Annotated in this window: 23 protein-coding genes; 11 read left to right on the plus strand and 12 right to left on the minus strand. The window is 72.3% G+C overall.

The genetic code is table 11. The features are described from left to right. Nucleotides 1–112 precede the first annotated feature (112 nt). On the minus strand, nt 113–649 hold the full coding sequence (locus ACGFYY_RS27690; protein ID WP_393713382.1) for a hypothetical protein: 537 nt from the start codon (nt 647–649) through the stop codon (nt 113–115). A gap of 415 nt (nt 650–1,064) precedes the next feature. Between ACGFYY_RS27690 and ACGFYY_RS27695 the strand changes: the two genes are divergently transcribed. Further along, nucleotides 1,065–1,418, plus strand: coding sequence for a hypothetical protein (locus ACGFYY_RS27695; RefSeq protein ID WP_393713384.1), 354 nt, complete (start codon nt 1,065–1,067; stop codon nt 1,416–1,418). Between the two features lie 132 nt (nt 1,419–1,550). Next, entirely contained in the window at nt 1,551–2,285 is a 735-nt protein-coding gene (locus ACGFYY_RS27700) for a translation initiation factor IF-2 (RefSeq protein ID WP_393713386.1), read from the plus strand. A gap of 69 nt (nt 2,286–2,354) precedes the next feature. Here ACGFYY_RS27700 and ACGFYY_RS27705 read toward each other — a convergent pair whose 3' ends face one another. The 4 genes from ACGFYY_RS27705 to ACGFYY_RS27720 form a co-directional block, all read right to left on the minus strand. Further along, complete coding sequence (locus tag ACGFYY_RS27705; RefSeq protein ID WP_393713388.1) at nt 2,355–3,017, minus strand: hypothetical protein; 663 nt, start codon at nt 3,015–3,017, stop codon at nt 2,355–2,357. 150 nt (nt 3,018–3,167) lie between these two features. Further along, nucleotides 3,168–4,679 (minus strand): glutamate synthase subunit beta, encoded by a 1,512-nt coding sequence (locus ACGFYY_RS27710; protein ID WP_393713390.1) that lies wholly within the window; start codon nt 4,677–4,679, stop codon nt 3,168–3,170. A gap of 79 nt (nt 4,680–4,758) precedes the next feature. Then, complete coding sequence (locus ACGFYY_RS27715) at nt 4,759–5,952, minus strand: linear amide C-N hydrolase (protein WP_393713392.1); 1,194 nt, start codon at nt 5,950–5,952, stop codon at nt 4,759–4,761. Between the two features lie 10 nt (nt 5,953–5,962). Continuing rightward, complete coding sequence (locus tag ACGFYY_RS27720; protein ID WP_393713394.1) at nt 5,963–6,586, minus strand: hypothetical protein; 624 nt, start codon at nt 6,584–6,586, stop codon at nt 5,963–5,965. 274 nt (nt 6,587–6,860) lie between these two features. Here ACGFYY_RS27720 and ACGFYY_RS27725 point away from each other — a divergent pair, with 274 nt between their 5' ends. After that, complete coding sequence (locus tag ACGFYY_RS27725; protein ID WP_393713396.1) at nt 6,861–7,976, plus strand: ABC transporter substrate-binding protein; 1,116 nt, start codon at nt 6,861–6,863, stop codon at nt 7,974–7,976. A 21-nt stretch (nt 7,977–7,997) separates the two neighbouring features. Here ACGFYY_RS27725 and ACGFYY_RS27730 read toward each other — a convergent pair whose 3' ends face one another. The 6 genes from ACGFYY_RS27730 to ACGFYY_RS27755 form a co-directional block, all read right to left on the minus strand. Further along, nucleotides 7,998–8,960, minus strand: coding sequence for an FAD binding domain-containing protein (locus ACGFYY_RS27730; protein ID WP_393713398.1), 963 nt, complete (start codon nt 8,958–8,960; stop codon nt 7,998–8,000). Continuing rightward, nucleotides 8,957–11,521 carry a molybdopterin-dependent oxidoreductase gene (locus tag ACGFYY_RS27735; RefSeq protein WP_393713400.1) on the minus strand — a complete coding sequence of 855 codons (2,565 nt, stop codon included), beginning with the start codon at nt 11,519–11,521 and terminating at the stop codon, nt 8,957–8,959. The genes ACGFYY_RS27730 and ACGFYY_RS27735 overlap by 4 nt, the downstream gene beginning before the upstream one ends. Nucleotides 11,522–11,712: 191 nt before the next feature. Beyond that, complete coding sequence (locus ACGFYY_RS27740) at nt 11,713–12,069, minus strand: MerR family transcriptional regulator (RefSeq protein WP_393713402.1); 357 nt, start codon at nt 12,067–12,069, stop codon at nt 11,713–11,715. Nucleotides 12,070–12,522: 453 nt separating this feature from the next. Next, a complete protein-coding gene (locus tag ACGFYY_RS27745) occupies nt 12,523–12,855 on the minus strand; it encodes an SCO5918 family protein (RefSeq protein ID WP_393713404.1) in 333 nt (110 codons plus the stop codon). 6 nt (nt 12,856–12,861) lie between these two features. After that, on the minus strand, nt 12,862–14,418 hold the full coding sequence (locus ACGFYY_RS27750; RefSeq protein WP_393713406.1) for a DEAD/DEAH box helicase: 1,557 nt from the start codon (nt 14,416–14,418) through the stop codon (nt 12,862–12,864). Nucleotides 14,419–14,766: 348 nt separating this feature from the next. Then, on the minus strand, nt 14,767–14,970 hold the full coding sequence (locus ACGFYY_RS27755; RefSeq protein ID WP_004986771.1) for a cold-shock protein: 204 nt from the start codon (nt 14,968–14,970) through the stop codon (nt 14,767–14,769). A gap of 446 nt (nt 14,971–15,416) precedes the next feature. Here ACGFYY_RS27755 and ACGFYY_RS27760 point away from each other — a divergent pair, with 446 nt between their 5' ends. The 6 genes from ACGFYY_RS27760 (at nt 15,417) to ACGFYY_RS27785 (ending at nt 22,971) form a co-directional block, all read left to right on the plus strand. Continuing rightward, nucleotides 15,417–18,278, plus strand: a complete 2,862-nt coding sequence (locus ACGFYY_RS27760; RefSeq protein ID WP_393713409.1) for a sugar-binding domain-containing protein — start codon at nt 15,417–15,419, stop codon at nt 18,276–18,278. Between the two features lie 102 nt (nt 18,279–18,380). After that, on the plus strand, nt 18,381–18,797 hold the full coding sequence (locus tag ACGFYY_RS27765) for a cytidine deaminase family protein (RefSeq protein ID WP_393713411.1): 417 nt from the start codon (nt 18,381–18,383) through the stop codon (nt 18,795–18,797). Between the two features lie 229 nt (nt 18,798–19,026). After that, a complete protein-coding gene (locus tag ACGFYY_RS27770) occupies nt 19,027–19,674 on the plus strand; it encodes an HAD-IA family hydrolase (protein ID WP_393713413.1) in 648 nt (215 codons plus the stop codon). Between the two features lie 364 nt (nt 19,675–20,038). Beyond that, on the plus strand, nt 20,039–20,545 hold the full coding sequence (locus ACGFYY_RS27775) for a GNAT family N-acetyltransferase (RefSeq protein ID WP_393713415.1): 507 nt from the start codon (nt 20,039–20,041) through the stop codon (nt 20,543–20,545). A 333-nt stretch (nt 20,546–20,878) separates the two neighbouring features. After that, nucleotides 20,879–21,277, plus strand: coding sequence for a hypothetical protein (locus tag ACGFYY_RS27780; RefSeq protein ID WP_365278503.1), 399 nt, complete (start codon nt 20,879–20,881; stop codon nt 21,275–21,277). Nucleotides 21,278–21,447: 170 nt separating this feature from the next. Then, nucleotides 21,448–22,971 carry an adenosine deaminase gene (locus ACGFYY_RS27785; protein ID WP_393713417.1) on the plus strand — a complete coding sequence of 508 codons (1,524 nt, stop codon included), beginning with the start codon at nt 21,448–21,450 and terminating at the stop codon, nt 22,969–22,971. A 32-nt stretch (nt 22,972–23,003) separates the two neighbouring features. Here ACGFYY_RS27785 and ACGFYY_RS27790 read toward each other — a convergent pair whose 3' ends face one another. Further along, nucleotides 23,004–23,501, minus strand: coding sequence for an NUDIX hydrolase (locus ACGFYY_RS27790; RefSeq protein WP_393713419.1), 498 nt, complete (start codon nt 23,499–23,501; stop codon nt 23,004–23,006). Between the two features lie 185 nt (nt 23,502–23,686). Between ACGFYY_RS27790 and ACGFYY_RS27795 the strand changes: the two genes are divergently transcribed. Beyond that, entirely contained in the window at nt 23,687–24,598 is a 912-nt protein-coding gene (locus tag ACGFYY_RS27795) for an NUDIX domain-containing protein (protein WP_365278494.1), read from the plus strand. Nucleotides 24,599–24,649: 51 nt separating this feature from the next. Next, nucleotides 24,650–26,053 (plus strand): NUDIX domain-containing protein, encoded by a 1,404-nt coding sequence (locus tag ACGFYY_RS27800; RefSeq protein ID WP_393713421.1) that lies wholly within the window; start codon nt 24,650–24,652, stop codon nt 26,051–26,053. The last annotated feature ends 3 nt before the right edge of the window (nt 26,054–26,056 follow it).

The following is a 26,056-nucleotide window of genomic DNA, read 5'->3' on the forward strand; positions in this document are numbered from 1 at the left end:
CTGCCGCAGTGGAACCCGCCCTTGCCCTTGTCGCAGACCTTGCCCTCCAGCGCCGCGCGGTGCGGTCGGGCAGCGCGGGTCCGTCAAGATCCCTAAGAGACAGCTCGCACTCCTACGGGGTTCGGCCGGAGCGAGGCGCCGCGTCCAGAAGAGCCCACAGCCGGCGGCCGTCATCGGCCAGGTCGTCACCGCAGCTGTCGACGGTGGCCAGGACCTGAAGGGTGGCGAAGACCTCCCCCTCGGGCGCGGTGCCGGGCCGGTGGCTGAGGGCGACCACCAGGATCTTCTCCTCCTGGTCTGCGAGGTGCACGCTGACGCGGCGTCCGCCGTCCTTCACCGCCGCGGCGACCAAGAGCTTCACCGCGGTCTCCATGTCCTGCTCGTCCAAGCCGGGACAGCCCCACCCGCGCACGACGGCCAGGGCCTGGCGCGCGGCTTTCGCCGGCGCCCACTCGTCCGCGCGGAACGTCAGCGCCGCCGTCTGCCGGTTCCGGATCCGCATGCGCGGCCGGGGCAGACCCGGCAGGCGTGCTCCGGGCTCCCTGGCCGGCTGCGGTCGAGGCGATTCGGTCGGCCGCTTCTGCGGCACGGGCGACTTCGGCGGATACGTCGGCGACAGCTTGGGCCCGTTGGCCTCGGGACTGGTCAACTCGTTCTCCTCGCACCGTGCATCAGAGGCTCCACCATCCTGGCAGGCTCCTTCCACCATCGGGAGCGAATCATCCGGCCCTGCGCGGACCAGGACGCCCAGGGCGGAGACGACGTCAGCCGAAAGGGTGGATGACCGTACGGGAGGCGCAGGGCCACGCCACGCGCGCGACGACGCCGTGAACACGAAGGCGCCGACGCGGCGAAGCCTCGTCGGCATGGCGAAACCGCGCCGGCGGTGCACGTGGTCCGTGGGGTGGAACGAGGGCCCTCGGCGTTGCGGGGCAGGCGGGCGGGCGGTCGGCAGGACCGGAGTGCGTGACGTGGACGATCCTCAAGGGGATGGGTCGGGTGCGTCGGCACGAGTCGACGCATGCGTACGGCCAGCGGCAGAGGTTCCGGGCCGACTGTCGGGAGTGGCGTGGGGCGACGCCCGGACCAGTGCTTCCGCATTGCGCGATCTCGGTCTGTGGCTCGGTGAGTTGGCTGTCTTCGACGCGACCGTCGCGGCTGTTCCGTTCCTGTGGGATCTCGCGGTGACCGACTCCGTCACCGGTCGGTCCGGCGTGATCGAGTTGCTGCTGACCATCCTCGAACACGCCGACCCGCCAAGGATCGAGGTGCGGTACGAGGCTCACCATGCCGTGCTCGAAGGCAGGATCATGGCGGAGCGTCCGGCCCGTGACGGGGATGTCGCCGTTCGGGATGCGGCTCGTGAGCCGGTGACCGCGATCGACCGCCACGCTTGCGAGTCCTGCCGTCCGGCCTGACGGCAGGTCGGTCTTCGCTGCGCCCGGTCCCGCCCCCGCGTCGGGTCGCCGCACCGGCTGAGTACGATCGCCTACGCCGGTCCGGGTACGCGAGCGGTTGCCCGCCACGCACGGCACCGGAAAGGTGAAGACATGCGCCGACTCCTGTTCCTCGCACCGCTGTTGCTGTTCGCCGTCGGATGCGGGGTGGTGCAGTCCTCCGAGGGCGAGGCGACCGACGCCGCACGGGAAGCAGCGCGAAAAGTCGGCGAACGGCTCCACGGCCAGCGCCCGCGCACCGCCGAGGAGGTCGGGCGTACCGCTTCCGGCATCGACGGCGTGGAGGTCCTGCGGTTGACGGGTACGTCGACACATGACGGGGACGGCGTCGACGTGGTGGTCCGCACATCCGGGTCGGCCTACAACAGTTGGTTCGACCTCGAGGAAGTCACCGTGCTGCGCTGTTTCACGGTTCGGGCGTCGCCCAAGTCCGAATGGCGTGCGGATCCCCGTGACGTGGACTGCCCGGACAGCCCTCCGCTGACCTTCGCCCCGCCGCCCGAACCGCCCCGGCTGCCGGCCGAGGAGCTCCGCGCGAAACTCCCCCGGGTACCCGAGGGCGGGCAGGTCGATGAGGCCGAGGTGCACCGTACGCTCGCCACCCTTGGCCTGGATCCGGCGGTCCTCACCGAGGTGAAGACGGAGGGCGGCCGGATCGGCGTTCTCCTGGCGGTGAAGGGCAACCACTTCGACCCGCAGGAATGCCTGCTCGCCCGCGTCAGCCCCGGCGCCACCGAGGTATGGGTGCCACCCCGGATCCAGCGGATGCCGGGAGAGGGCGGCTGCACGGTCGGCAACGCCCTGAACCCGGCACCGCCACCGCACTGAACGAAGCCGGCCCCGGCCCGGCGAAACACCGGAGTGCACGGCGGTCCGCGCGGCCGATCGCCGCCGTGCTCACCAAGGGCTCCGCACCCGGACACCGAGGGCCCGAACGCGGTCCTGGGCCTGCGGGTCGAGCTTCGACAGCAGGTCCTCGCCCACCACTCCGTCGCGCCGCCAGATGGTGCAGAGGGTCTCCAGACCGGCTTCGGCCACCTCCGGCTCCGCGTCGGCCGAGGTCTGCACCAGGGCTTCGACGACCGGCCTGCCCTCCAGGCCCGCGACCGCCCGTGCCATCCGCGCCCGCTGTTCCGCGGGGACGGACGGGTCGGCGAGCGAGCGCAGCATGTCCGCCGTGTCGCGGGCGTCCTGACAGGGCAGCACCCACACCAGGTACACGAGCTGCGCGCCGAGCACGATCAGGTACTGCAGTGGCGCGAGCAGGGCCACGGGCATCAGCAGGAGCAGGGGCAGCACCATCAGCCAACCGCCCCGGATCCGCGAGGGACCACCGGTCGGCGGCTCGAACCGCCGACCGGCCAGCAGGACGAGTACGAACATGGTCACGAGCGTCAGGAGCGGCACCACGATCAGCCCCGCTCCCAGCCCCGCCCCGAACGACGACCAGAAGGGATCGTCGCCCAGGACGGGCAACACCAGGGCCGCGGCCGGCCAGCCGACAGCCATGGTCATGACGTAGCGCCGTAGGCAGACCCGGAGCCATGTGCCCGTACTCATGGCAGCTTCCTCATCTCAGCGACTCTTGGCCGGCGGTCGACAGTCGACGTGCGCCCGTCGACCACGCCGGGGACACACCGTGCCGATCAGCATCTCAGCCTCCCCCGCAGCGCGGGAACGCGCCCCGCGTCACACGTCCGCGGCCCGCCGTCAGAGCCCGTAGCGCATCCGCCCCAAGGCCGTCATCGGCCGGTCGTGCGCCGCGACCGGGGCCGGGAGGCAGGTGGACCCCGTCAGGTAGCGGTCCACGGCGGCGGCCGCCGCCCGGCCCTCGGCTATGGCCCACACCACCAGCGACTGACCCCGGCCCGCGTCACCCGCCACGAACACTCCCGGCACTCGTTCCTCACCCACCGCGAAGCCCGCGTCCCGCGCGAAGTTGCCCCGCTCGTCGAGCTCCAGCGCCAGCTGCTCGCGCAGACCGCCGGCCCGCTCGGGGCCCGAGAAGCCGAGGGCGAGCAGGACCAGGCCGGCCGGTATGACGTCCTCGGTCCCGGCGAGGGGGCTGCGGCCCACCGGCTCGACGGCGGTCAGGTGCAGCGCCCGTACCCGGCCCGCCTCGTCCCCCTCGAAGCGCAGGGTGGCGCAGGCGAACAGCCGGGGGTCCCGCCCCGCGCGCCCACGGGCCTCTTCGTGGGCGTGGGAGATCCGGTACGTCCGTGGGTACACCGGCCAGGGCTCGCCGTCGGGGCGGCCCGCGCCGGGCTCCGGGTTGATGTCGAGCTGGAGTACGGAGACCGCGCCCTGCCGCAGGGCCGTCCCGAGGCAGTCGGAGCCGGTGTCGCCGCCGCCCACGATGACCACATGTCTGCCTTCGGCGGTGACGGGCGACACGGCGTAGTCGCCCTCCCGTACCCGGTTCGCGCAGGTCAGGTAGTCCATGGCCTGGTGGATACCGTCCAGCGAACGGCCTGGGACCGGCAGCTCCCGGCGCTCGCCGGCCCCGATCGCGACGACGACGGCGTCGCACCGGCTCCGCAGCTCGTCCGCCGCGGTACCGGAGGCTCCGCCGATGTCCGCGCCCGTGAGGAACACCGTGCCCTCGCCCCGCATCTGCTCGATACGGCGGTCCAGGTGGGCCTTCTCCATCTTGAACTCGGGGATCCCGTAGCGCAGTAGTCCGCCGATCCGGTCGGCCCGCTCGTGGACGGTGACGCGGTGGCCGGCCCGGGTCAGCTGCTGCGCCGCGGCCAGTCCCGCGGGGCCGGAGCCGATGACGGCCACCGTCCTGCCGCTGTGCTTCTCCGGTGGTCTGGGTGTCATGTAGCCGCGCCGTCGGCCCTCGTCCGCGATCGCCTGCTCGACGTTCTTGATCGTCACCGGGTCCGCGTTGATCGTGAGGACGCACGCGTCCTCGCAGGGGGCCGGGCAGAGCCTGCCCGTGACCTCGGGGAAGTTGTTGGTGGCGTGGAGCCGCTCGTACGCCGCCTGCCAGTCGCCGTGGGCGGCGTACGCGTTCCACTCGGGGATGAGGTTTCCCAGGGGGCAGCCGGTGTGGCAGAACGGTATGCCGCAGTCCATGCAGCGGTCGGCCTGCCGTGAGACGAGCGGCAGCAGCGCCTGGCCCGCGTAGACCTCGTGCCAGTCGCCGAGTCGTTGCTCGACGGGGCGTGCGGGGACGGCCTCGCGGGGGACCCTGAGGAAGCCGAACGGATCGGTCACGCGCCGCCTCCCTCGATCGTGGGCGCGGCGAGGTGCACGGACCGCGCACCGTGCCACTCGCACGCGCATTCTGTGGCGGTTAAGTCAGATTACGCCGCCTTCGCCGCTCCGCCCTGGGCGACCGGAGCGGGTGCGGGACGAGTGACCGGGCGGGTGCGGAAGGTGACGGCCACACGATGATCCACCGCGACTGAGAGCGCTCTCGGATTCGGCCTGCGTTCATTTCATCCTCTGTCAATGGCTCGGCTGACACCCCCCGGTCCGCGAGCCGACCGGTCAGAACGGCGCGGGCGCGCGGGTGAACCGGTCCGAGATGTCCCCGACGAGGTCGATCCGGTCGGGGTCCAGCACCATGACCGGAGCGCCGGGCGACAGGTCGAAGCGGGTCGATCTCGGCCCACAGGAGGTTCGGGCTGGTGGAGAGTTCGAAGAAGTAGCGCTTGCCGGTGAGGTCGCAGACCGTGCGGTATTCGGTGTTGTAGGTGTGGAACCTCCCTTCGCGGTACGGCGCGCCGAAGGGCACCGAGGCGTTGCGGGTGACGGCCAGGATGCCGGCGACCGCCTGCCGGTCGTCCGCCGGCTCGGGCAGCAGTGAGCTGAAGTAGGCGGCGCGTTGGAAGCGGTCGACGGCGTTCACGTTTCCGGGCAGGGGTACCTCGCTGCTCGGCCGGTCATGGCCGAGCCCCTGCACGGCACGCACCTTCTCCCGCAGGAGGCGCAGTTGTTCCTCGTAGGAGGGTTCGTTCGTCATGATCGTGTAGCTGCGGTCGTGGTGCACCTGCCGTTGGCCCTCGATGTACTCGACGATCGCGGAGTCGCCCGACGCGTCCTCCAGGGCAACGTGCACGGAGGCCCGGAAGCCCCGGAGCTCCACCGGCACCAGCCGGCAGGTGTCGAGCAGGTCCAGGGCTTCCTGGACGGTGTGGGCGCGGTCCAGCAGGTACTGGATCCACAGGGCGATCTGGAGGCCCGGCCTGCCGGGGTCGCGGGGGCCGAGATCGGTGCTGTCCAGGTAGAGCATGTGGGCGGCGAGGCCGGCTTCGTTGAGGCCGTCGGCCGTGCCGGCACCGTAGACGGTGGTCACGATGCTGCCCAAGCGGCTCGTCCACAGCAGGGGGTTGTCGTCGACGACGGTGCCCGCCAGTGTGCCGCCGTCGCGCTCGATCCCCCGGGGGAACACCGTCAGGACCGGCTCGGTCGATTCCGGCCAGTCCATCGTCCGGCCGGCGAGAACGGCGTGGTCGTTGGTGTTCCACAGGATCCGTGTGCACACGAGTGATCCCTCATCCCTCTCTTCGTGGGCCGTACGCGTCGCTCGGCTCCCGTCCGGGGACCGAGCGGGCGCGGGCCCGGTCGCGGAACCACGCGCAGACGCCGACCAGCACCGCCACCCCGACTCCGTACACGGGCAGCCACAGGGTCGTCGTGGCCGCCAGGCACTCGGCGACCGCCTTGCGTGCCTGGTCCTGTTGCCAGAACGCCACGGCGGCGCCGTCACCGGCGGTCAGGTCCCCGAGGGCGGCCTCCACCTGGAGGGCCTGGTACCTGCCCGCCAGTACGCAGTCGGCGCGCGTGCCCGGCATCGGGAACAGCCAGGCCCGGCGCTGCAACAGCGGGGCGAGGGCGATCGCCACGCACAGTCCGACGACCAGCGCGTACGCGACCAGTCCGCGCAGGTACGGCGAGCGGATGTTCGGGGACCACTCCGCCCGTCGCTGGAAGGCGAGCAGTACCGCGAGCAGCGTCACCCCGATGAACGTGGCGAACCATTGCCACGAGCCCTGGGCCAGCGCGAACGTCAGCACCGCGGCGAGTCCGATGCCGATGACCCCGGGAGCGGGAATGCCGTCGGCCGCCGTGGCGGACGGCGGCTTCGTGACGGTCACTCGCGGTCCGGGATCACTCACAGGCCTCTCCTGCAGGGCGGGGAGACCCAGCATGCGCCGCGGGCCGCCGCGGCCCCGGGCGCCATGCCGGAGGCGGTCCGGGCCCCGCCCGGATGGCCCGCCCCGATGGCCCGCCCGGGCGGACGGCCCGTGGGCTGCCCGGCGCGTATCGGCCCGTACGGGGCAAGGGCGCCCGCGCCGGCCGTTCTCGGCTCGGCTACTCTCGGCGCCACCGACGTTCGCGCCGCGGTCCGGGCGCGTCGCGATCGAACCGCCCCTCGGGAGACGCAGACGTATGCGTAGTACGCCACCATCACCGCCTGCGACCGGGCGGTCTGACGGATCGTCCGTCCGGATCGGCGCCCTCGTTCCGCTGAGCAGGCCTGGCTGGGTCGAGGCGGGCCGGCATCTGCTCGCCGGACTCGAACGGGCCGTTCACGAGGTCAACGACGCCGGCGGGATCGCGGGCAGGCCGCTCGAACTGCTGGTCCGGGACACCGCGGCCGATCCGCACAGGGCCGCGGCGGCCGTGGACGAGTTGGCCCGTCTCGGGGTGGCCGCTCTGGCGGGTGAGTACCACAGCGTCGTCGCGCGCGCCGCCGCGGCCCGGGCCGACGCCCTCGGTCTGCCGTTCCTCTGCTCGTCGGCGGTTCTCGACGCGCTCACCGAACAGCCGACGCGGTGGGTCGCGCGCCTCGCCCCGGCGCAGTCCCACGGCTGGCGGATCTACGCGGACTTCCTCCTCGGCGCGGGCCACCGCCGTATCGCCGTGGCGACGCAGTCGAGCGTCTACTGGGCCTCCGGGACCCGTGTCCTGAGGGAGTACCTGGCTCCGCGCGGCGGTTCGGTCGTCGAGCTCGACATGAACATCTTCTCCCCCGGCTCGGTGTGCGACGAACTCGTCGATCGGCGCGCGACTGCTCTCCTTCTTCTGGTCGGCACCCCGGAGCCGGCGGTACCGCTCGTGCGGGCCGTCCGCCGCGACCGACGACTCGCCGAGATCATGATCGGTGCTCCGGCCGGGCAACCGGAGTTCCCGGAATGGGCGACGCTGCTGGGCGAGGACGGTGCCGGCGTCCCGTTCCTGCGCTACCTGCCGGAACGTCTCGGCCCGCTCGGTGCACGGGTCGAGACGGCCCTGCGCGAGCGGCTGGGCGTCGCGCCGTCCTTCGTGGCCTTCGAGGGGTACGACACGGTGGTCGTCCTGGCCGATGTGCTGCGTTCGCGTGGCGCGGACGAGGCGCGCGCGGCGGATCCCTGGCCGCGGGTCGCGGTCGAGGGCACCCGCGGCCGGATCCGGTTCTCCCGTGTGCCGGGCATCGGCGTTCCGCAGTGGGCCTGGGCCCCCACCCAGGTCGTCGATCGGGACCCGGCGCGACCCGATCGCTTCCGCATCCTGCACACCGGCTGAGCGGACGGGGCCGGTCGCGGTCTAACCGGTGGTGGCCGTTCCGGCGGCCTGTTCCAGGACTTCCAGGACGGTGTTGCGGAACAGCTTCGCCTTGTAGCCGGTCTGCGGCAGTGGCCGGCAGCGGGCGAGGACCGTCTCCGCGGCTGCGGCGAGGACGTCGGGGGTTGCCTCGCGGCCGATCAGGGCGGCCTCCACTTCCGTGAGCCGCAGCGGTACGCGGGCCACCCCGCCCGCCGCGACGGCGGCGTGCGTGACGGTGGAGCCGTCGAGCACCAGCCGGGCGGTGGCCTCGACCAAGGGCCATTCGGCGTGGGCCCGGCTGATGGCGCGGTGGTGGGCGGCACGTTCGCCGGCCAGGGGTGCGGGCAGGTGGACCGCGGTGAGGATGCGGTCCGGCGGCAGCAGGTGGTCGGCGTGGAAGAGGCGGTCGCCGTCCCCGTAGAGGTCGGCGACGGCGCGCGGGGAGTCGCCGTGGACATGGACCTCGGCGTCGTAGGTGAGCAGGGCCGTCGCGAGGGTGGAGGGGTGCGGGGCCACGCACGGGCCGTCTCCGGCGACCACGCCGAAGAGGTGGTCGCCCTGGCGTGCGGGGCAGCCGGTGCCGCCCTTCTGGAGGCAGCTGACGTGTGGATTGCGGTAGTACCAACAGCGGTTGCGTTGGAGCAGGTTGCCGCCCACGGTGCCGGCGGCCCGGATCTGCGGGGTGGCCGCGGTCCCGGCCGCCAGGGCCAGGGCCGGCCAGCCCGCCCGTACCCGCGGATCGGTGGCCAGCTCGGTGAGGGTCGTCAGGGCACCGATCCGCAGCCCGCCGTTGGGCAGGGGGCCGCAGCCGCGCAGGTGATCGACTCCGCCGAGGTCGGTGAAGGGTCCGGCGGATACGCCGCTGCGCTGCCGGGCGGTGGTGTCGGTGCCACCGGCGCGCAGCTCCCCGCCGCGGGCCAGGACGGCGGCCGAGAGGTCGGTGAGGGCGGTCTCGGTGCTCACGTACCCAGTCCTTCCAGGAGCCGGTCGGGGCGGATGGGCATGTCGTACGGGCGCCAGCCGGTGGCGTCGTGCACCGCGTTGGCCAGGCAGGCCGCGGTGGGCAGGGTCGCGATCTCGCCGAGGCCGACTCCGCCACCGGGCACGTGGTCGAAGCCCTCCTGGTGGAAGTGGATGGTGATCTCGGGGGTGTCGCCGATGCCGGGGATGCGGTAGTCCTCCAGGTTCTCGGTCAGCACCCGCCCGGTGACGGGGTCGGTGCGCCGCTCCTCGTAGAGGGCGTAGCCGAGGCCCTGTACGACGGCTCCTTGGCACTGGCCGCGGGCGAGGCGGTCCTCGTGGATGCGGCCCGCCGCGATGCCGCTCCACACGCTCAGCGGGCGCACGCGGCCGAGGCGGGTGTCCACCTCGACCTCGGCGACCTGGACCGATCCGGTGAATCCTCGGCCGATCGCGATACCGGCCATGGTGAAAGGGGTCACGAAGCCCCGGCGGTCGCGGGGGCGCCGGCCGGTCACCCGTACGCCGTTCGCGGTGTCCAGTCGGGCGGCGACGTCACCGCCGCCGAGCGCGTCGCGCAGCCGGGCGGCGGCGTCGGCGGCGGCGGGCACGAGGGAGGGTGTGGTGCGGCTGCCGCCGGAGGTGGGCCCGTGCACCGTGTCGCTCCGGCCGACGTCGGCGCGCACCCTCGTCTCGGGCAGGCCGAGCCCCGCGGCGACGGCTCGGCGCAGCACGGTGCGCGAGCCGGTTCCCATGTCCTGGACGGCGCAGCGGGCGACGACGATCCCGTCCTCGACGGTGAGTTCGACCTCGGTGACGGGGTCGAGGAAGTACATCCAGTTGGCCGCCGCGACGCCGACGCCGCGGCGGAACCGGCCGGTGCCGCCGCGGGGGCCCGACCAGACCGGGAGCGCGGCGGCCCGTTCGTACAGGGCGTGCCGCTTGGGGTTGCCGTCCCAGCGGCGGCGCAGGGCGATCGGGTCCTGGCCGAGCCGGTGGGCCATCTCGTCGACGGCCTGTTCCAGGGCCCAGCACATCGTGGGTCCGCCGGGGCCGCGGAACGGTGCGCCCGGAGGCCGGTGGGTGACCGTGTCGAAGTCGCGGAGCCGGCGGGGGGCCTTGCCGTACATGAACCGGGCCAGCGCGGCCACGGTGCCCCCGATCGCGACGCCCCCGTCGTTGTCCACGTCCATGGCCAGCGCGCTCAGATCGCCGGCTTCGTCCGCGACCATCGCCAGCCGGATCCGGGTGCCGGGCCGGTATCCGCCGTCGGTGAGTTCCTCGTCCCGGTCGAGCACCACCCGTACGGGGGCGCCGTGCAGCCGGGACAGCTCGACGGCGGCGACGACGTCGGAGGTCAGTCCCATCTTGCAGCCGAAGCCGCCGCCCACGTGAACGGCCCGCGCCACCACCCGGTCGACGGGCAGGCCGAAGCGTTCGGCGGCCAACTCGGCCGTGTGTTTCACCGACTGGGTGGACACGTCCAGATGGAGGGTGCCGTCGATCCATCGGGCGAGGCAGGCGTGCGGTTCGAGCGGTGTGTGCGTCTGCGCGGCGGTGGTGAAGACGCCCTCCACCACCCGTTCGGGGGCGCGGCCGCGCGCCTCGGTGATCCGGCGTACGGCCGTGGCGGGACGCTTGCTCATGGCGGACGGGCCCCGGAGGTTGCCGCGCCAGCGGGCCGGTACCAGTTGGGGGGTCTCGCCGGAACCGGGCGCCCGCTTGCGTGCCGCCTTGTCCTCGTAGACCGGCGGACCCTCGCCGGTTCGGGCCTGGCGCGCGTCCAGCGCCGCCGGCAGCACCTCGTAGTCCACCCTGACGCGCGCTGCCGCGGCTCGTGCGGAGGCCCGGTCCGGCGCCGCGACCGCGGCGACCGGCTGTCCGACGTAGCGCACCACACCGTCCGGGGGCAGCAGCGGTACCAGGGGCAGGTCCCCGGCTTCGAGGGAGCGTACGTGCGCATGCGCGTGGGGCGAGCGGATGATCACCCCCACCAGCAGTCCCTCGGGGCGCAGGTCGGTGGTGTACCGGGCCGATCCGTCGGCCTTCTCCGGGGCTTCGGTGCGCGGGACCGCCGGCGCCTGGCCGTCGGTCGGGGCGGTGTCGTAGTCGCCCGCGCAGGCGGCGGCCACCGCGGTGAAGATGCCCTCGTAGGCACCGCACCGGCACAGGTGGCCCGCGAGTGCGTCGGCGATCGACTCCCGTCCGGGCCGGGTGCGGCCGTGGGCGGCCCGCCACCGCTCGTAGAACGCCGCAGCCTCGACCACGAACCCGGGCGTGCAGTAGCCGCATTGGAGGGCGTCCTCACCGGCGAAGGCACGCCCGACCGGGTGGTCGGCGAGGCCTTCCACGGTCGTCACGAGCCGGCCGGCCAGCCCGACCGCCGGTGTCAGGCACGACACCCGGGGTTCACCGTCGACCTGGATCGTGCAGGCGCCGCACACCCCTCCCGCGCAGACGAGCTTGGTGCCGGTCAGACCCAGTCGGTCCCGGACCACCTCGACGGCGGCCGGGTCGTCGTCCACGTCCACCGCGTGCCGGGTGCCATTGACCTCGAACTCCACGAGACGTTCTCCTCACCGCGGGGTGGCGCCTGTCAGACCTCGCTCCGGCCTTCACGCTCCTTGATATCCCGCTCGCGGCTCGCGCGCAGTTCGGCGTCCGGCGGGCCGGGCCGTCCGATGGCGGTGGCAGGGGTCAGGCAGGGCCGGTCGGGCGGGGGGCGAGGCAGGGCGGTGCCAGGAGCCGTCGGCGCTCAGCGGGAGTCGTCGGGTGTGGCGGTCGCGGCGGTCGCGGCGGTCGCGGCGCGGCGGAACTCCGCGTTGATGCGCTGGGCCTCTTCGAGCTGGTCCTCGAGGATGACGATGCGGCAGGCGGCCTCGACCGGGGTGCCCTGGTCCACGAGTTCGCGGGCGCGGGCCGCGATGCGGAGCTGGTAGCGCGAGTACCGGCGGTGTCCGCCCGGGGAGCGCAAGGGTGTGATCAGACGGGCCTCGCCGATGGCGCGCAGGAAGCCGGGGGTCGCGCCGAGGAGTTCGGCGGCCCGGCCCATCGTGTAGGCGGGGTAGTCATCGTCGTCCAGCCGACTGCCGAGCGAGTCATCCGCTGTCATCTGCACCTCTTCTCAGAACGCGTCGAAGGGCCTTGGTGCCGTACGGCACCAAGGCCCTGAAGGGAATTCAACACCATCTGTCGGCCTCAGCGCTGCGCCGACCTTCTGTTTCCGCGGTCGCGCCCGGGAGACGGGCGGGAGTGCGGGGATCGTGGATGCCTGACCGGGGACCACCTGCCGTTCGGGGTCGTGCGGTACCCGAGCGGTGTACTCCTCGCTCGGGCGATCCTGATGGTGTCTGCTTCCTCCCTTCCTTGGATCTTGGCTACGGAAGAAACCCTAGGCACTTCGGAACCGGATGTCTACTGTGGCGGCGATAGATTTTCTTGTGTTCGGCCGCAAGAGATCTTCTTTCCATCGATACAGCACCGAGGGCCCGACCGGATGTGCCGGTCGGGCCCTCGAGGGTGGTGCGGGTGATGGTGCGGGTGGTGGTGCGGGGGTGCTGCGCGGTCAGCCCGCGGCCGAGACGCGCGCGGGCTCGCCGAGCATCGCCGACGCCCGCTGCACTGCGGTGAGGCCGGGCGTGCTCGCGGGCGCGGCGGCGGCCTGTGGCAGGCCGCGGCATGTGAAACCGAGCAGGGTCATGGCCCGTACGACCTCCGCGGCGCTGAAGTCCCGGCGGTCCTGACGGGTGACGACCTGGCCGACCTGCTTGACCGGGTAGTGCCGGCGTCCGATGATCACGGACTCACCGTCGACGGGCTCGGGCTTGACGCCCTTCATCGACTCCAGCACCCCGCCCTTGGTCAGGTCGAAGGGGAATCGGGCGATGACGACGCGCATGATGCCTCACAAGGGGAGAAGAAGGGTTGACGCTACGGCGTCGCCGCCGGACCGCCGTGCCGGCCCGCGCAGGGCGGCCGCCGCCGCGGGGCGTCGCCGGTTGCGCGAGGCGGGACCGCCGCGCCCGCGCCGCTCGGCCGCCGGGGCCGTGATGACGACCGGGATGCCGGAGGGGGCCTGAGCACCGGTGATCCGGCTCAGGGCCTCTTCGCCGGAGCGGACCTGGGTGGTCTGCGGAGTGATCCCGGCGGCTGCCATCAGCCGCGCCATGCCACGGCGCTGGTTCGGGGTGACCAGGGTGACGACGCTGCCGGATTCCCCGGCACGGGCGGTACGTCCGCCGCGGTGCAGGTAATCCTTGTGGTCGGTGGGCGGATCCACGTTGACGACCAGGTCGAGGTTGTCGACGTGGATGCCGCGGGCGGCGACGTTGGTGGCGACGAGCACGCTGACGTGCCCGGTCTTGAACTGCGCCAGGGTGCGCGTGCGCTGCGGCTGTGACTTGCCGCCGTGCAGGGCGGCGGCCCGCACCCCGCTGTTCAGCAGGTGGCTGGTGAGCTGGTCCACGGCGTGCTTGGTGTCCAGGAACATGATGACGCGGCCGTCGCGCGCCGCGATCTCGGTGGTGGCGGCGTGCTTGTCGCCACCGTGGACGTGCAGCACGTGGTGCTCCATCGTCGTGACGGCGCCCGCGGACGGGTCGACGGAGTGGACGACCGGGTCGGTCAGGTATCGGCGCACCAGCAGGTCGACGTTGCGGTCGAGGGTGGCGGAGAACAGCATCCGCTGGCCCTCGGGGCGCACCTGGTCGAGCAGCGCGGTGACCTGCGGCATGAAGCCCATGTCGGCCATCTGGTCGGCCTCGTCCAGGACCGTGACGGCCACCTGGTCGAGCCGGCAGTCGCCGCGGTCGATGAGGTCCTTCAGCCTGCCCGGCGTGGCGACGACGACTTCGGCGCCGCCGCGCAGCGCGCCGGCCTGCCGCCCGATGGGCATCCCGCCGACGACCGTGGCCAGCCGCAGCGCGACCGAGCGGGCGTACGGGGAGAGGGCATCGGTGACCTGCTGGGCCAGCTCACGGGTCGGTACGAGGATCAGCGCGAGCGGCCGGCGGGGCTCGGCGCGTCGGCCGGCCGTACGGGCGAGCAGCGCCAGTCCGAAGGCCAGGGTCTTGCCGGAGCCGGTGCGGCCGCGGCCGAGCACGTCACGACCGGCCAGGGTGTTCGGCAGGGTGGCGCCCTGGATCGGGAACGGTACGGTCACGCCCTGCGCGGTGAGCGCGGCGAGCAGTTCCCCGGGCATGGCGAGGTCGGCGAAGGCCTCGACGGCGGGCAGCGCGGGAGTGATCGTCTTGGGCGGGGCGAACTCGCCCTGCACCGCGGCGGGCCGGCGACCGTACCCGCCGGGGCGGCTCGGGCCGCCCGAGCGGCCGGGGGCCCCGGAACGGCCGGGGGCCCCGGAACGGCTGGGGGCCGAACCGCCGAAGCGGCCGCCGCTCGTGCCGGATCCGGCGGTGCCGTTACGCGTGCGGGCGAATCGGTCGTTCGTGCGTGTGCGGTTCATGCGGAACCTTCCTCGATGCGGCGCATATCAAGGAATTCCCGCCGACATGCACGGAGCGGAGAATTGCAAGAAACAGGCCGAATGAAAAATATGAAGCGGGCCTGCCCGGCCGGATATCCCTGGCGGGTGCAGGTACTGGAAAAATAGACGACGCCGTCCGTCGGGGTGCGCGACCAGACGTATCGACCGTGATGCGATCCGCGTACGAAGGACTGCGGATCCCTCGGCGCCGCACCCGGACCCGATATCAGGGCGGGGGTGGGCAGTGACAGGACGGGGCGAAAATGCGTGCAGCTGGGGCCCGCACCCCGAAGGATGCGGGCCCCAGCTACGAAGTGCGCGTCAGCGTCAGGCGGGAACGATGTTCTCGGCCGTCGGACCCTTCTGGCCCTGCGCGATGTCGAAGCTGACCTTCTGGCCCTCGAGCAGCTCGCGGAAGCCCTGGGCGGCGATGTTCGAGTAGTGGGCGAAGACGTCGGCGCCGCCACCGTCCTGCTCGATGAAGCCGAAGCCCTTTTCCGCGTTGAACCACTTCACGGTTCCAGTAGCCATGTCATATCTCCTTCGGGGCAGTACATCGGGATCCACGAGGTGAGGATTCCGTGTCGCCGCGATGATTACCCCGACCAATCATGACTGACCGGAAAGTTAAAGCACTCCTAGGGGCGTTGACACCGGCTGGGAGGGCTTGAAATTTTGGGAACCACAACTGCAACTGAGATCGACAGTAGCACGAATCGACATCCCTTGTACGGTGAAACATTTCACGTACATCGCTGCGGAGAAAAAGCTCATGGCGCGGTTCGTCCGATTCTCATCGCGCGGGCACAGATATTGACCCGATCCGCGCGGCGGGTGGCCCGCGCCCTGCTGTCGGGCCCGCTCGCGCGGCTCGCCGTACGGCCGTGACCGTCCGTCTTTCGTGTCAGGTGGGTTACGGTCCGTTACCTGATCTTCGCGTCACGTGGACGTCGGACCCGCTTCCCCCGGAGACCATCGTGTCCCAACTCCCCCGCCCCGCCCGCGCCCGGCGACGCAGGGTGGCCGCCGTGGCCCTGGCCTTGCTGGGCCTGTTGCTCACCCCGGCCACCCCGCCCTCGGCCGCGGCCCCCCGGTTCCCGGCCGATCCGCGTTCCGCGCCCGCCGCGACGACCGCAACAATCGCGACGACCGCGACGACGGTGGCGCCGGGCGGGACCGCCGCGCTGACGGGGTACGCGATCCGGTCGGCGGCCGAGGTGACCGACACGGCGGCCGCCGTGTCCACGCCCGGGTATGCGACGTCCGGCTGGCACCGGGCCGGGCCCCGCTCCACCGTGCTCGCCGCCCTGGTCGCCGACCGCACGCACCCGGACCCGTTCTACTCCACCGACCAGCAGCGCATCCCGCGCCGTGACTTCGCCGATCCGTGGTGGTACCGCAGCGACTTCACACTCCCCGGCACCTCGGAGCGCACCTCGCTTGACTTCAGCGGGGTGGTCTCCGCGGCGGATGTGTACGTCAACGGCCGGCAGGTCGCCTCGGCGGCCGAGGTGGCCGGTGTGTACACGCGGCACGAGATCGACATCACCCGCCTCGTACGGGCCGGCACCAATACGGTCGCCTTCCGGATCCGGCCCAACGATCCGCGCAAGCACCTCACACTGGGCTGGTTGGACTGGCTGCAGCCGCCGCCCGACGCCAACATGGGCATCGTCCGTGACGTGCTGGTGCACCGCCGGGGACCTGTCTCGCTGCACGACGCGCACGTCGTGACCGACCTGCGCGTGCCGGCCCCGGCGACGGCCGCGGGGCCGGCCACGCAGCCGCCCTCGGAGCCGCCCTCGGAGCCGCCCTCGGATGCGGCCACCGTATCGGCCCCGGCCGAACTGACCGTGAAGGCGCGGATCCGCAACGACTCCCCTGAGACCACCACCGCGACCGTCACCGCCGCCATCAGCGGCACCAAGATCGTGCTGCGTGAGGACGTCACCCTGCGCCCGCGGGAGATTCGTACGCTCGTCTTCGCCCCGGACCGCCACCCTCAGCTGCGCCTGAAGCGGCCCGCCCTGTGGTGGCCCGCCGGTATGGGACCCCAGCACCTGTACGGACTCCAGGTGACGGCCACGGTGACCGGCCGCCGCTCGGACTTTGTAGGCCACCCCTTCGGCATCCGCGACGTGAAGGCACCCCTCAATTCCGCCGGCGCCCGCCGGTACACGATCAACGGCCGCCCCCTCCTGATCCGGGGCGCCGGTTGGTCGGCCGACGAACTGCTGCGCTGGGACAGCACGGCCGCGGAGGATCGGATCAAGGCCGCGCTCGACGCCGGTCTGAACGCGTTCCGCCTCGAAGGGCACATCGAGCCGGACGAGTTCTTCGACCTCGCCGACCGGCACGGCATCCTGGTGCTGCCCGGCTGGGAGTGTTGCGACAAATGGGAGGGGCAGGTCAACCCCACCGGTACGGGCGAGAAGTGGAACGCCGCCGACCGTGTCACCGCGCGTGCCTCCATGGCCGCCGAGGCCGCCCGGCTGCGCGATCATCCCAGCGTGCTGTCCTTCCTCATCGGAAGCGACTTCGCACCCGACGCGCGGACCGAGCGGGACTACCTCGACGCCTTGCGCGCCGCCGACTGGCCCACCCCGGTGATTCCGGCCGCCTCCGCCGTCACGACGGCGCTGAGCGGCCCGTCGGGCATGCGGATGACCGGGCCCTACGACTGGGTCCCGCCCTCGTACTGGTACGACAAGCGCGAGGGCGGCGCGACGGGCTTCAACTCCGAGACGAGCGCCGGGCCCTCGATCCCCACCCTCGACACCCTGCGCCGCACGCTCTCGCCGGCCGAGCTCGACACGCTGTGGCGGTCGCCTTCCGCCCCGCAGTACCACCGCTCCCCCTCCCGCACCTTCAACACGCTGAAGCTGTTCGACGACGCCCTCACGCACCGCTACGGCGCGCCGCGCAGCCTGTCGGACTACGTGGCCAAGGCTCAGCTCGGCCAGTACGAGAACGTCCGCGCGCAGTTCGAGGCCTACGCCCGCAACGCCACGGACTCCACCGACCCGTCGACCGGGCTGGTCTACTGGATGTTCAACAGCGGCTGGACCTCACTGCACTGGCAGCTCGTCGACCGTTACCTCGACCAGGGTGGCGCCTACTACGGCGCGAAGAAGGCCAACGAGCCCCTGCACATCCAGTACTCGTACGACGACCGGACGGTGGCCGTCGTCAACCGTCGGGCAGCCGCCGTGTCCGGGCTCACCGCCCGGGTCACCCTGTTCGACACCGCCGGGGCCTCCCTCTACGACCGCACCGTGCGCGGGGTGCGGGTCGGCGGCAACGGCGCGTCGACCACCGCGGCCACCGTTCCCGCCGTCGTCGCCGCCGCGGACGGACCGGATTCCACGTATCTGGCCCGACTCGTCCTCACCGACGGCGCCGGCCACGAGGTGAGCCGCAACGTCTACTGGCTCTCCACCCTCCCGGATGTCCTGGACTACGAGGCCACCGACTGGTACCACACCCCCACGACCACCTACGGCGACCTCACCGGGCTGAACTCCCTCCCGGCCGCCACCGTGACCGCGACCGCCCGAACGACGCGCCACCCCGGCTCGGTCTCCACCACCACGGTCACCCTCCGCAACACCGGCCGCGGGAACACGCCCACGCTGCTGACCGATCTGCATCTCGTCGACAGCCGTGACGCACCCCTGCTTCCGGTGCGCTGGAACGACAACCAGATCAGCCTCTGGCCCGGTGAGAGTGCCGTCCTGACGGCCGAGCACCGGACGGCCGGCCCGGCCGGCGGGGAGTTGCGGGTCCGGATCTCGGGCTGGAACACCCCCACCACCCACATCACGCCGAGCTCTCACTGACACCGGTGGCCCGCACCCACGTGACCGCCCTGCCCGATATTCACTTGCGTACCGCCCACCACGACCGCCAACGTCGGGTGACACCGCACGAAGGCAGAGACGATGACCACCGCACTCCCCCACCCCGTCGACCACGAACTCATCGCGGCCGCGACCCATGTCGCGCGCACCCGCTGCCGCGGCGACAACCACACCGTGGCCGCCGCGGCCCGCGCCCGGGACGGCCGGATCATCACCGCGGTGAACGCGTACCACTTCACCGGCGGCCCCTGTGCCGAACTGGTCCTCATCGGCGCCGCTGCCTCCCAGGGCGCGTACGAACTGGACACGATCGTCGCCGTCGGCGACAGGGACCGGGGCATCGTTCCCCCGTGCGGCCGGTGCCGCCAGGTGCTGCTCGACTACTTCCCCACGATCGAGGTCATCGTCGGCACGGCCGACCTGCCCCGGGCGTTCTCCGTGGGCGACCTGCTCCCGGAGAGTTACGTCTGGGCGGACCAGCAGCTCGACACGGCCTGAACCGCCCTACGCGACCCAGCGGTACACGGCCCGGCCCTGGGCGTCGGGCACGGCTGACAAGGTCGGCCAGACCACCGACGACGGCGCCGGCGGTGTCCGTGTCGACGGCCTCGCCGTCCTGGCCGGCCAGCGTGCTGCTTCGGTCGGTCCCGCTCCTGGAAGGGCGAGTTGAGCGTGCACGGCGGCCGACCGTCACCGGGCCGCGCCGCCGTCCGGCAGAATCTGGATCATGACTGATGCACCGTACGACGCCGTGCTCTGCGACTTCGACGGGGTTCTGCGCCTGTGGGATCCCGATGGGATGGCCGGGCTCGATCGGAAGGCCGGACTGACGCCGGGGACTCTCGCGTCGGCCGCGTTCCGCCCCGGGCTGCTGGACGCCGCCGTCACCGGTCGGATCAGCGACGAGCAGTGGCGGCGGCGAGTCGCGGAGGACCTAGCCGAGGCATGCGGGTCACTGGCCGGTGCCCTGGATCTCGTCAGCGGCTGGACGGCGCTGAGCGGCCGTGTCGACACGGCTGTCCTGGAGCTGCTGACCGCGATCCGCAGCCGGGTGCCGGTGGTTCTGGTGTCCAACGCAACCACGCGGCTGGAGGACGATCTCGGCGCACTGGGACTGGCCGACGCGTTCGACGCGGTGGTCAACACCGCCCGCATAGGCGTGGCCAAACCCGATCGGCGGGTCTTCGAGGCCGCAGCGCAGGCGGTGGGAGCGGTACCGCAGCGATGCCTGTTCGTCGACGACACGCCGGGGCATGTCGCCGCGGCACAGGCGGCCGGGCTGACCGCGATCCACTACCGGAACGTCGATCAACTGAGGGTGGCGACCGCGCCGTTGCAATCGGGTGGACGCACACCCCGACCTGGTCGAGAATGACCGGCATGACGACTTGAAGAGCACCGGCCGGGCGGCAGCACTGGCGTAAGGTCGGCACCTGGGACACCCTCCCCGACGGGGACGGACGTGTCTGCGCCGCGTGCGGGAGACCCGTCCGCTCGTACCAGTACCGCCACTACCCTCCGGACTCCTCACTGTTCGAGCGGTGCATCGGATTCGCCTGGTGTTCGGAGTGCCGGATCTACAGCGCCAACATGGTGTACGTCCACCGGGAGCGCGTCCTCGTCGATGCCTTCGCTTCGCTCCCCTGCGATCAACGCGAGCGGATCTACCGTTCGGAAACACGGTTGGTCGAGTTCCTGGATCGACGCGTCCGCGACGGCGAGTCTCGTACAGTGCGGCCATGTCGACCGTACGAATGATGACCGAGGCCGATGTCGCGGCCGTGTCGGAGATACGAGTGACCGGCTGGCAGGCCGCGTATGTCGGGATCGTCCCCCAGTCCTACCTCGATGGGATGACGATCGAGGCGGATGCGCGCCGGCGCCGGCAGTACGTGACGGCGCCGGACAAGGTCTCCCTCGACCTGGTGGCCGTGGACACCCGGGGCACGGTGGTGGGTTGGGCTTGCCTCGGGCCCTCTCGTACGGCCGGGGGTGGTGGTGAGCTGTACGCCCTGTACGTGCGGCCCTCGCTCATCGGGGCCGGCGTCGGTCGCACGCTCCTTCACGCCGTGCACGCCCACGCTCGGGACCGTGACTTCGACTCGGTCCTGTTGTGGGTGCTCACCGACAACGCCAGGGCGCGTCGCTTCTACGAACGAGCCGGCTATGTCGCCGACGGTGCCGTCCAGTCGGACGACTACGACGGGGTGTCCCTCACCGAGGTGCGCTACCGCCTCGCCCTGTAGCGAGGTGGGGCCGGTGGAGACGGTGCGCCGGGCACCGTGGCGCCGGCCGGAATGCGGCTGGACAGTTCGCCCGCGCCATCGGAGCATGGCGCGCAGGTGCGAGGCCTTTCCAGCGGAAGGACCGTCAGGATGAACGCGGACGATGGGGAATCGGGCGGCCGGCGCCCCTGGGAGCGCTCGCGCGCGCACGGCAACCCAGGACCGATGGAACCGACCGGACCTGTGGGTCCTGTGGGACCTGTGGGACCTGCCGGCCCCGGAGCGCCAGGAGGACTCCCCCAGGGGCCGATCCCACCCGGCGCGCGGATGCCGGACGCCGTACGGAACCTTCGTGTGCTGATGATGGTCCTGGGCGGCATGCAGGCCCTCCTCGGACTCGCCCTGGTGACCAACAGCGTGGCCGTGGCCACCTCCATCTGGGGCGAGGGCGACGCCGACACCCCGTGCTGCACCACGCCGGGCGAGGATCACGCCGGGATGGTCGTGTTCGCCGGCCTGCTCATCCTCGGGGTGGCCGCATGGGGTGTCACCACCGCGCTCAAATTCCCCACACGTCATGAGACCCTGCGCGTCTCCGCCTTCGTCTACGGATGGACGGCCCTGCCCTTCAGCTGGGCGTTCTTCCAGGTGATACCCCTGCTGGGATTCGCCTGGCTCGTGCCGGCGATCCTGGCGATCGTCCGCCCGAACCAGCCGGAGAGCCGCGCCTGGTTCAACCACCGGCCGACGTGACCCCGGGCGGCGGACGGCGGACGGCCCGGCCGGGCGTACCGGCGTACGGCGGGAGCCTCCGAGGGTTCCTGCCGGCAGGAACGATCCTCTGCGGGGCCTCCCGGGTGACACCGGGCGGCGCCCGGCCCGGCATACCGACATGCGGCGGTCCGCTTCACCACCATGTGCCCGTGATCCCATCCCACTTGATCGGTGCGCTCTCCGCCCTCGCCCTGCTCGCGCCCGCCTCCGCGTACGCGGCCTCCTCCCCCACCGTGGCTCCGGCCCCCGGCCCCGACCGGCCGGGGGAGTTCTTCGCCGACCTCCCCAAGGGCGGTGATCTGCACAACCACCTGTCCGGAGCGGTCACCACCGAGTTCCTGATCGAACTCGCCGCGGAGGACGGCCTGTGCATCACCACCGACACCACCACGGCGGTACCCCCGCCGTGCGGTGCGGGGACCCGGCCCGCCGCCGACGCGGTCACCGACGCGGCTTTCCGGCGGCAGGTCATCCAGGCCTGGTCGATGCAGGACTTCCCGGCGGACGGCAACGGCCACGACCACTTCTTCGCGACCTTCGGCAAGTTCGGCGAGGTGACCTGGCGGCACCCCGGCCGGATGCTCGCGGAAGTCGCCAACTCCGCCGCCCGGCAGCACCAGTTCTACCTGGAGACGATGATCTCCCCGGCCTCGGGGCAGGCCCGTACCCTCGCCGACCGGGTCGGCTACGACGCCGATCTCGACCGCATGCACGACAAGCTCCTCGCCGACGGGGGCCTGGACGCGGTGGTCCGGCAGGCCCGCGCCGACGCCGACAGCACCGACGTGGAGTTCCGCGGCGCTGCGCACTGTGACACACCGCGGCCCGACGAGGCGTGCTCCCTGCCCTACCGGTGGATCTCGCAGGTCGCCCGCGCCGGCACCCCGGAGCGGGTGTTCACCCAGATGGCACTCGGCATGCGGCTGGCCGAGCGCGACCCGCGCTTCGTCGCCGTCAACCTGGTGCAGCCGGAGGACGACCCGGTCGCCCTACGCGACTACCGCCTGCACATGCGGATGCTGAACTACCTGAAGACCCAGTACCCGAAGGCGCACATCACCCTGCACGCGGGTGAGCTCGTGCCGGGTCTGGTCAAGCCGGAGGACCTCACCTTCCACATCAGGGAGGCCGCCCAGACCGGTCGCGCCGAGCGGATCGGGCACGGCGTGTCCGTCCTGCACGAGGACCGCTGGGAGTCACTCATGCGGTACATGGCGGAGCGGCGCATCGCGGTCGAGGTCCCCTTCCACAGCAACGAGCAGATCCTGCGCGTATCCGGTGACGCGCACCCCTTCGCCACCTACCGCCGCCACGGCGTGCCGGTCGTCCTCGCCACCGACGACCCGGGCGTGTCCCGGATCGAGATCACCGACGAGTACCGCCGTGCCGCGGAAATGTACGGACTCGGCTACCCGGAATTGAAGGACCTGGCCCGGGCTTCCCTGGAGCACTCGTTCCTGCCCGGCCGGGGCCTGTGGAACCGTGACGTCCGCACCGGATACCGGCCGACCGGCGCGTGTGCCCGCGAGGTCCAGGGCGCCGAGCACCCGAGCGAGCGGTGCGCCCGATTCCTGAAGGCCAGCCCGAAGGCGCAGGTCGAGTGGCGGCAGGAGGCGGCCTTCCAGCGCTTCGAGACCCACCACGCCCGCTCCACCCGTCCCGGCTCCCACTGATCGCGGAGTTCGGTGGGACCGGCCCGCGCTCCTCAGGGGCGCGGGCCGGCCTGCACCGCTCGTGCGATCAGGTCGTGGATCAGGAACTCTCCGGGGAGCCGGTTCTCCTTGAGGCGGTCGAGGTCGTCGGGCCCGAACCATCCGTAGGCGGAGTGCTTGGTCCACTCCAGCAGAGGATGATCCAGGTCGCCCTCGACGTCGACGAGGCAGTCGGCCTCATGACGGAGCCCGGCGCCGTCGTCCCCGGTCCAGGTGGTGGTGCCGAGGAAGCGCCGTACGCGGCGCAGGCGCCAACCGGTCTCTTCCTCGATCTCGCGTGCGAGGGCCTCCAGCAGGGTTTCGCCGTCCTCGACGTGGCCGCCCACGATGTCCCAGCTGTCGGGGAAGAGACGGCGATCCGGGCTCCTCTTCTGGGCGAAGGCTTCGCCGTCGCCGTTGAGGATCACGGCGCCGACGGTCCAGAGCTCGCCGGGGGCGGGTACGGGCAGCTCGACGTCGGGGTCCACCAGAAGCCGGTGATGTGTCGTCATGGTCGCGAGCCTAGGCAGCACTTGTCGGTCCAACCCCCGCGGGGTTGTGTCGTGCTCCCGGTCCGGCCGTGACGACCTCGATTTCCGCTTCGTTCTTCAGGGCAGTTGTACGGGCGGGCGTCCCCTTGCGTCCACTCGCGTCCCGCCGCGCTCCCGTCGCGCCCCGTCCCCCGAAGGAACCTTCGATGACCGAATCCGTCGAACCGCACGGCACCGCCGCGCTGCTGGTCGACTCTCAGGGCCGGTACCTGTTGCACCTGCGCGACGCGAACAAACGGATCTGCGATCCGGGCACGTGGTCGATCCCGGGCGGAGGCCGGGAAGGCGAGGAGACGCCGGCGCAGGCGGTCGAGCGGGAACTCCTCGAAGAGACCGGTCTGACGGTCGCGTTGGAACCCTTCACCGTCGTCGACGCCCACGGGCCCGCGCCGCGGGAACCGGGCGAGCCCGACCAGGACCGCATCCAGGTGTACCTGGGGGCCTGGGACGGCGACGCCGATGAACTCCCCTGTCCCGAAGGCATCATGTTCCGCCACTTCGACGCGGCCACGATCCCCTTCCTGACGATGTGCGCGTGGACGAAGGAGGTCATCGACCTCCACCAGGCCCGTGGCCTCGCCCCGGCAGGCGTCCCGGCCCAGGCCCGGCCCGTCGGTGGCCGGGCCCGCCGGAACATCGTCGGCGTGCACCTCTACCTCGAACGGAACGGGCAGGTCCTGCTCGGGCTGCGTCATCCGGACTCCGCCTTCGCCGCGTCCACCCACCACTTCCTCGCCGGACACTGCGAGCAGGAATCCGCCGTCGCCTGTCTGGTGCGGGAAGCCTCGGAGGAAGCCGGGCTGGTCATCGACCCGGGTGAGGTGGAACTGGTCCACGTCGTGCACCAGGTGAACGAGCCCGGCGGCCGGCCCCGTATGCAGCTCGTCTTCCGCGCCCGGCGCTGGCAGGGCACGCCCGAGGTACGCGAGCCCGACCGCTGCCTGTCCTGGAGTTGGTGGCCCGCCGACGACCTTCCCGAGCCCGTCGTCCCGTACACCCGGGCCGCGATCGAGGGCATCCGAACCGGACGCCTCTACACCGAGCTCGGCTGGGCATGAGTCACCCATGACCACCGAGGCTTCCTTGAACACGATCCCCCCGTCCGCGCCGTGAGCGGCGGCCCCCGGCACACGGTGCCGGTCGACGTCCACCTCGTCCTGCGCCGCGACGGCGGCCGCGGCCCGGAGGTACTGCTGTCGCGCAGGGCCGGGCCCGTGTACGCGACCGGGCTCTGGCACCTGCCCTCCGGGCACCTCGACCCGGGCGAGGACATGGTCGAAGGGGTGATCCGGGAGGCCCGGGAGGAGACCGGAGTCCTCATCGCGGCGGCGGACGTGACCGCGGCGGTCACCGTCCACCACCGCCCTCCCCGGGGCGGCGCATCCCGGATCGGCGTCTTCTTCGAGGTCCGACGGTGGGAGGGCCGGCCCGGCGTGAGGGAGCCGGACCGGTGCGACGGCATGGGCTGGTACCCGCTCGACGCCCTGCCGGATCCGATGGTGGCGTACTGCCGGGCCGGGCTGGACGCCTACCGGGCCGGTATGCCGGCCGCCGTGCACTTCCAGCGGCTCGGAGACCTCGTCGAGTACGCGGCGGACGGCGTCGACCGCACCCGCCTCCTGCCCGGCCCGCCCCCTCCCCCGCCGCCGCGCCCGAGCGACGGGGCGGTCCTTCCCGACCCGCTGCGGGTGTTCGCCGAGCGGGCCGTCGGCCGGATCACGCGGACGGACGACGTCTCCTGGGCGCGCGCCGGTGGCCGGGTCTGGCGGCTCACCGGAGCCGGTGGCGGCACCTGGTACCTCAAGCGGCACAGCGGGGTACGGCTCCACGAGCGGGAAGTGGCCGCGTACCGGACGTGGGTTCCGGAACTCGGGCGCCAGGCTCCGCGCCTCGTCGCCCGCGACCCGGTCGCGCGAGCCGTCGTCATCACCGCGCTGGCGGGGCGATCACCGCACGGCAGGGACCTGGACCCGGCGACCGAGGTCCGCGTGCAGCGGGGGCTGGGTCGGCTCGCCGCCGCCCTGCACCGCGCCTGCCCGGAGCGGCCCGCCGGGCCGTTCTCGGCCGTGGACATCGTGAAGCGGCGACTGGAGGAGGCCCGACCGTATCTGGCCGCCGGGGACGCGGAGCTGGTCCGCGCCCTGGCCCACGCCCACGAGGACCTGCCGCCGCCGGTTCTGGTACCCACGCACGGGGACCTCCAGTACCGCAACGTGCTCCTGACGGACGACGGCGAGGTGCGGGTCTTCGACTTCGAGCGGTCGGAGTACGCCACCGCCACCCGGGACCTGGTGCGTCTCGGCGACACCTGGACCGGGCGGCCGGACCTGCGCGCCGCCTTCCTCGACGGCTACGGCAGACCGCTCACCTCGGTCGAGGAGCTCCGGCTGGACTGCGAGGCCGCGCTCGACGCGGTCTCCGGGATCGCCTACGGAGTGGCCCACGACGACCCGGAGGTCGCCGAGCGGGGCCACCGCACCCTGTACCGGCTCCATGCCGCGCGAAGGCGGTGACCC

The organism is Streptomyces sp. NPDC048331 (assembly GCF_043201215.1).
Classification (GTDB): domain Bacteria; phylum Actinomycetota; class Actinomycetes; order Streptomycetales; family Streptomycetaceae; genus Streptomyces.

Bases quoted from the DNA above. Each gene is read 5' to 3' on its own strand.
- ACGFYY_RS27770 (WP_393713413.1), top strand. From the start codon at position 19,027: ATGACTGATGCACCGTACGACGCCGTGCTCTGCGACTTCGACGGGGTT.
- ACGFYY_RS27745 (WP_393713404.1), bottom strand. From the start codon at position 12,855: ATGCGCGTCGTCATCGCCCGATTCCCCTTCGACCTGACCAAGGGCGGG.
- ACGFYY_RS27775 (WP_393713415.1), top strand. From the start codon at position 20,039: ATGTCGACCGTACGAATGATGACCGAGGCCGATGTCGCGGCCGTGTCG.
- ACGFYY_RS27700 (WP_393713386.1), top strand. From the start codon at position 1,551: ATGCGCCGACTCCTGTTCCTCGCACCGCTGTTGCTGTTCGCCGTCGGA.
- ACGFYY_RS27705 (WP_393713388.1), bottom strand. From the start codon at position 3,017: ATGAGTACGGGCACATGGCTCCGGGTCTGCCTACGGCGCTACGTCATG.
- ACGFYY_RS27725 (WP_393713396.1), top strand. From the start codon at position 6,861: ATGCGTAGTACGCCACCATCACCGCCTGCGACCGGGCGGTCTGACGGA.
- ACGFYY_RS27790 (WP_393713419.1), bottom strand. From the start codon at position 23,501: ATGACGACACATCACCGGCTTCTGGTGGACCCCGACGTCGAGCTGCCC.
- ACGFYY_RS27740 (WP_393713402.1), bottom strand. From the start codon at position 12,069: ATGACAGCGGATGACTCGCTCGGCAGTCGGCTGGACGACGATGACTAC.
- ACGFYY_RS27750 (WP_393713406.1), bottom strand. From the start codon at position 14,418: ATGAACCGCACACGCACGAACGACCGATTCGCCCGCACGCGTAACGGC.
- ACGFYY_RS27795 (WP_365278494.1), top strand. From the start codon at position 23,687: ATGACCGAATCCGTCGAACCGCACGGCACCGCCGCGCTGCTGGTCGAC.
- ACGFYY_RS27765 (WP_393713411.1), top strand. From the start codon at position 18,381: ATGACCACCGCACTCCCCCACCCCGTCGACCACGAACTCATCGCGGCC.
- ACGFYY_RS27755 (WP_004986771.1), bottom strand. From the start codon at position 14,970: ATGGCTACTGGAACCGTGAAGTGGTTCAACGCGGAAAAGGGCTTCGGC.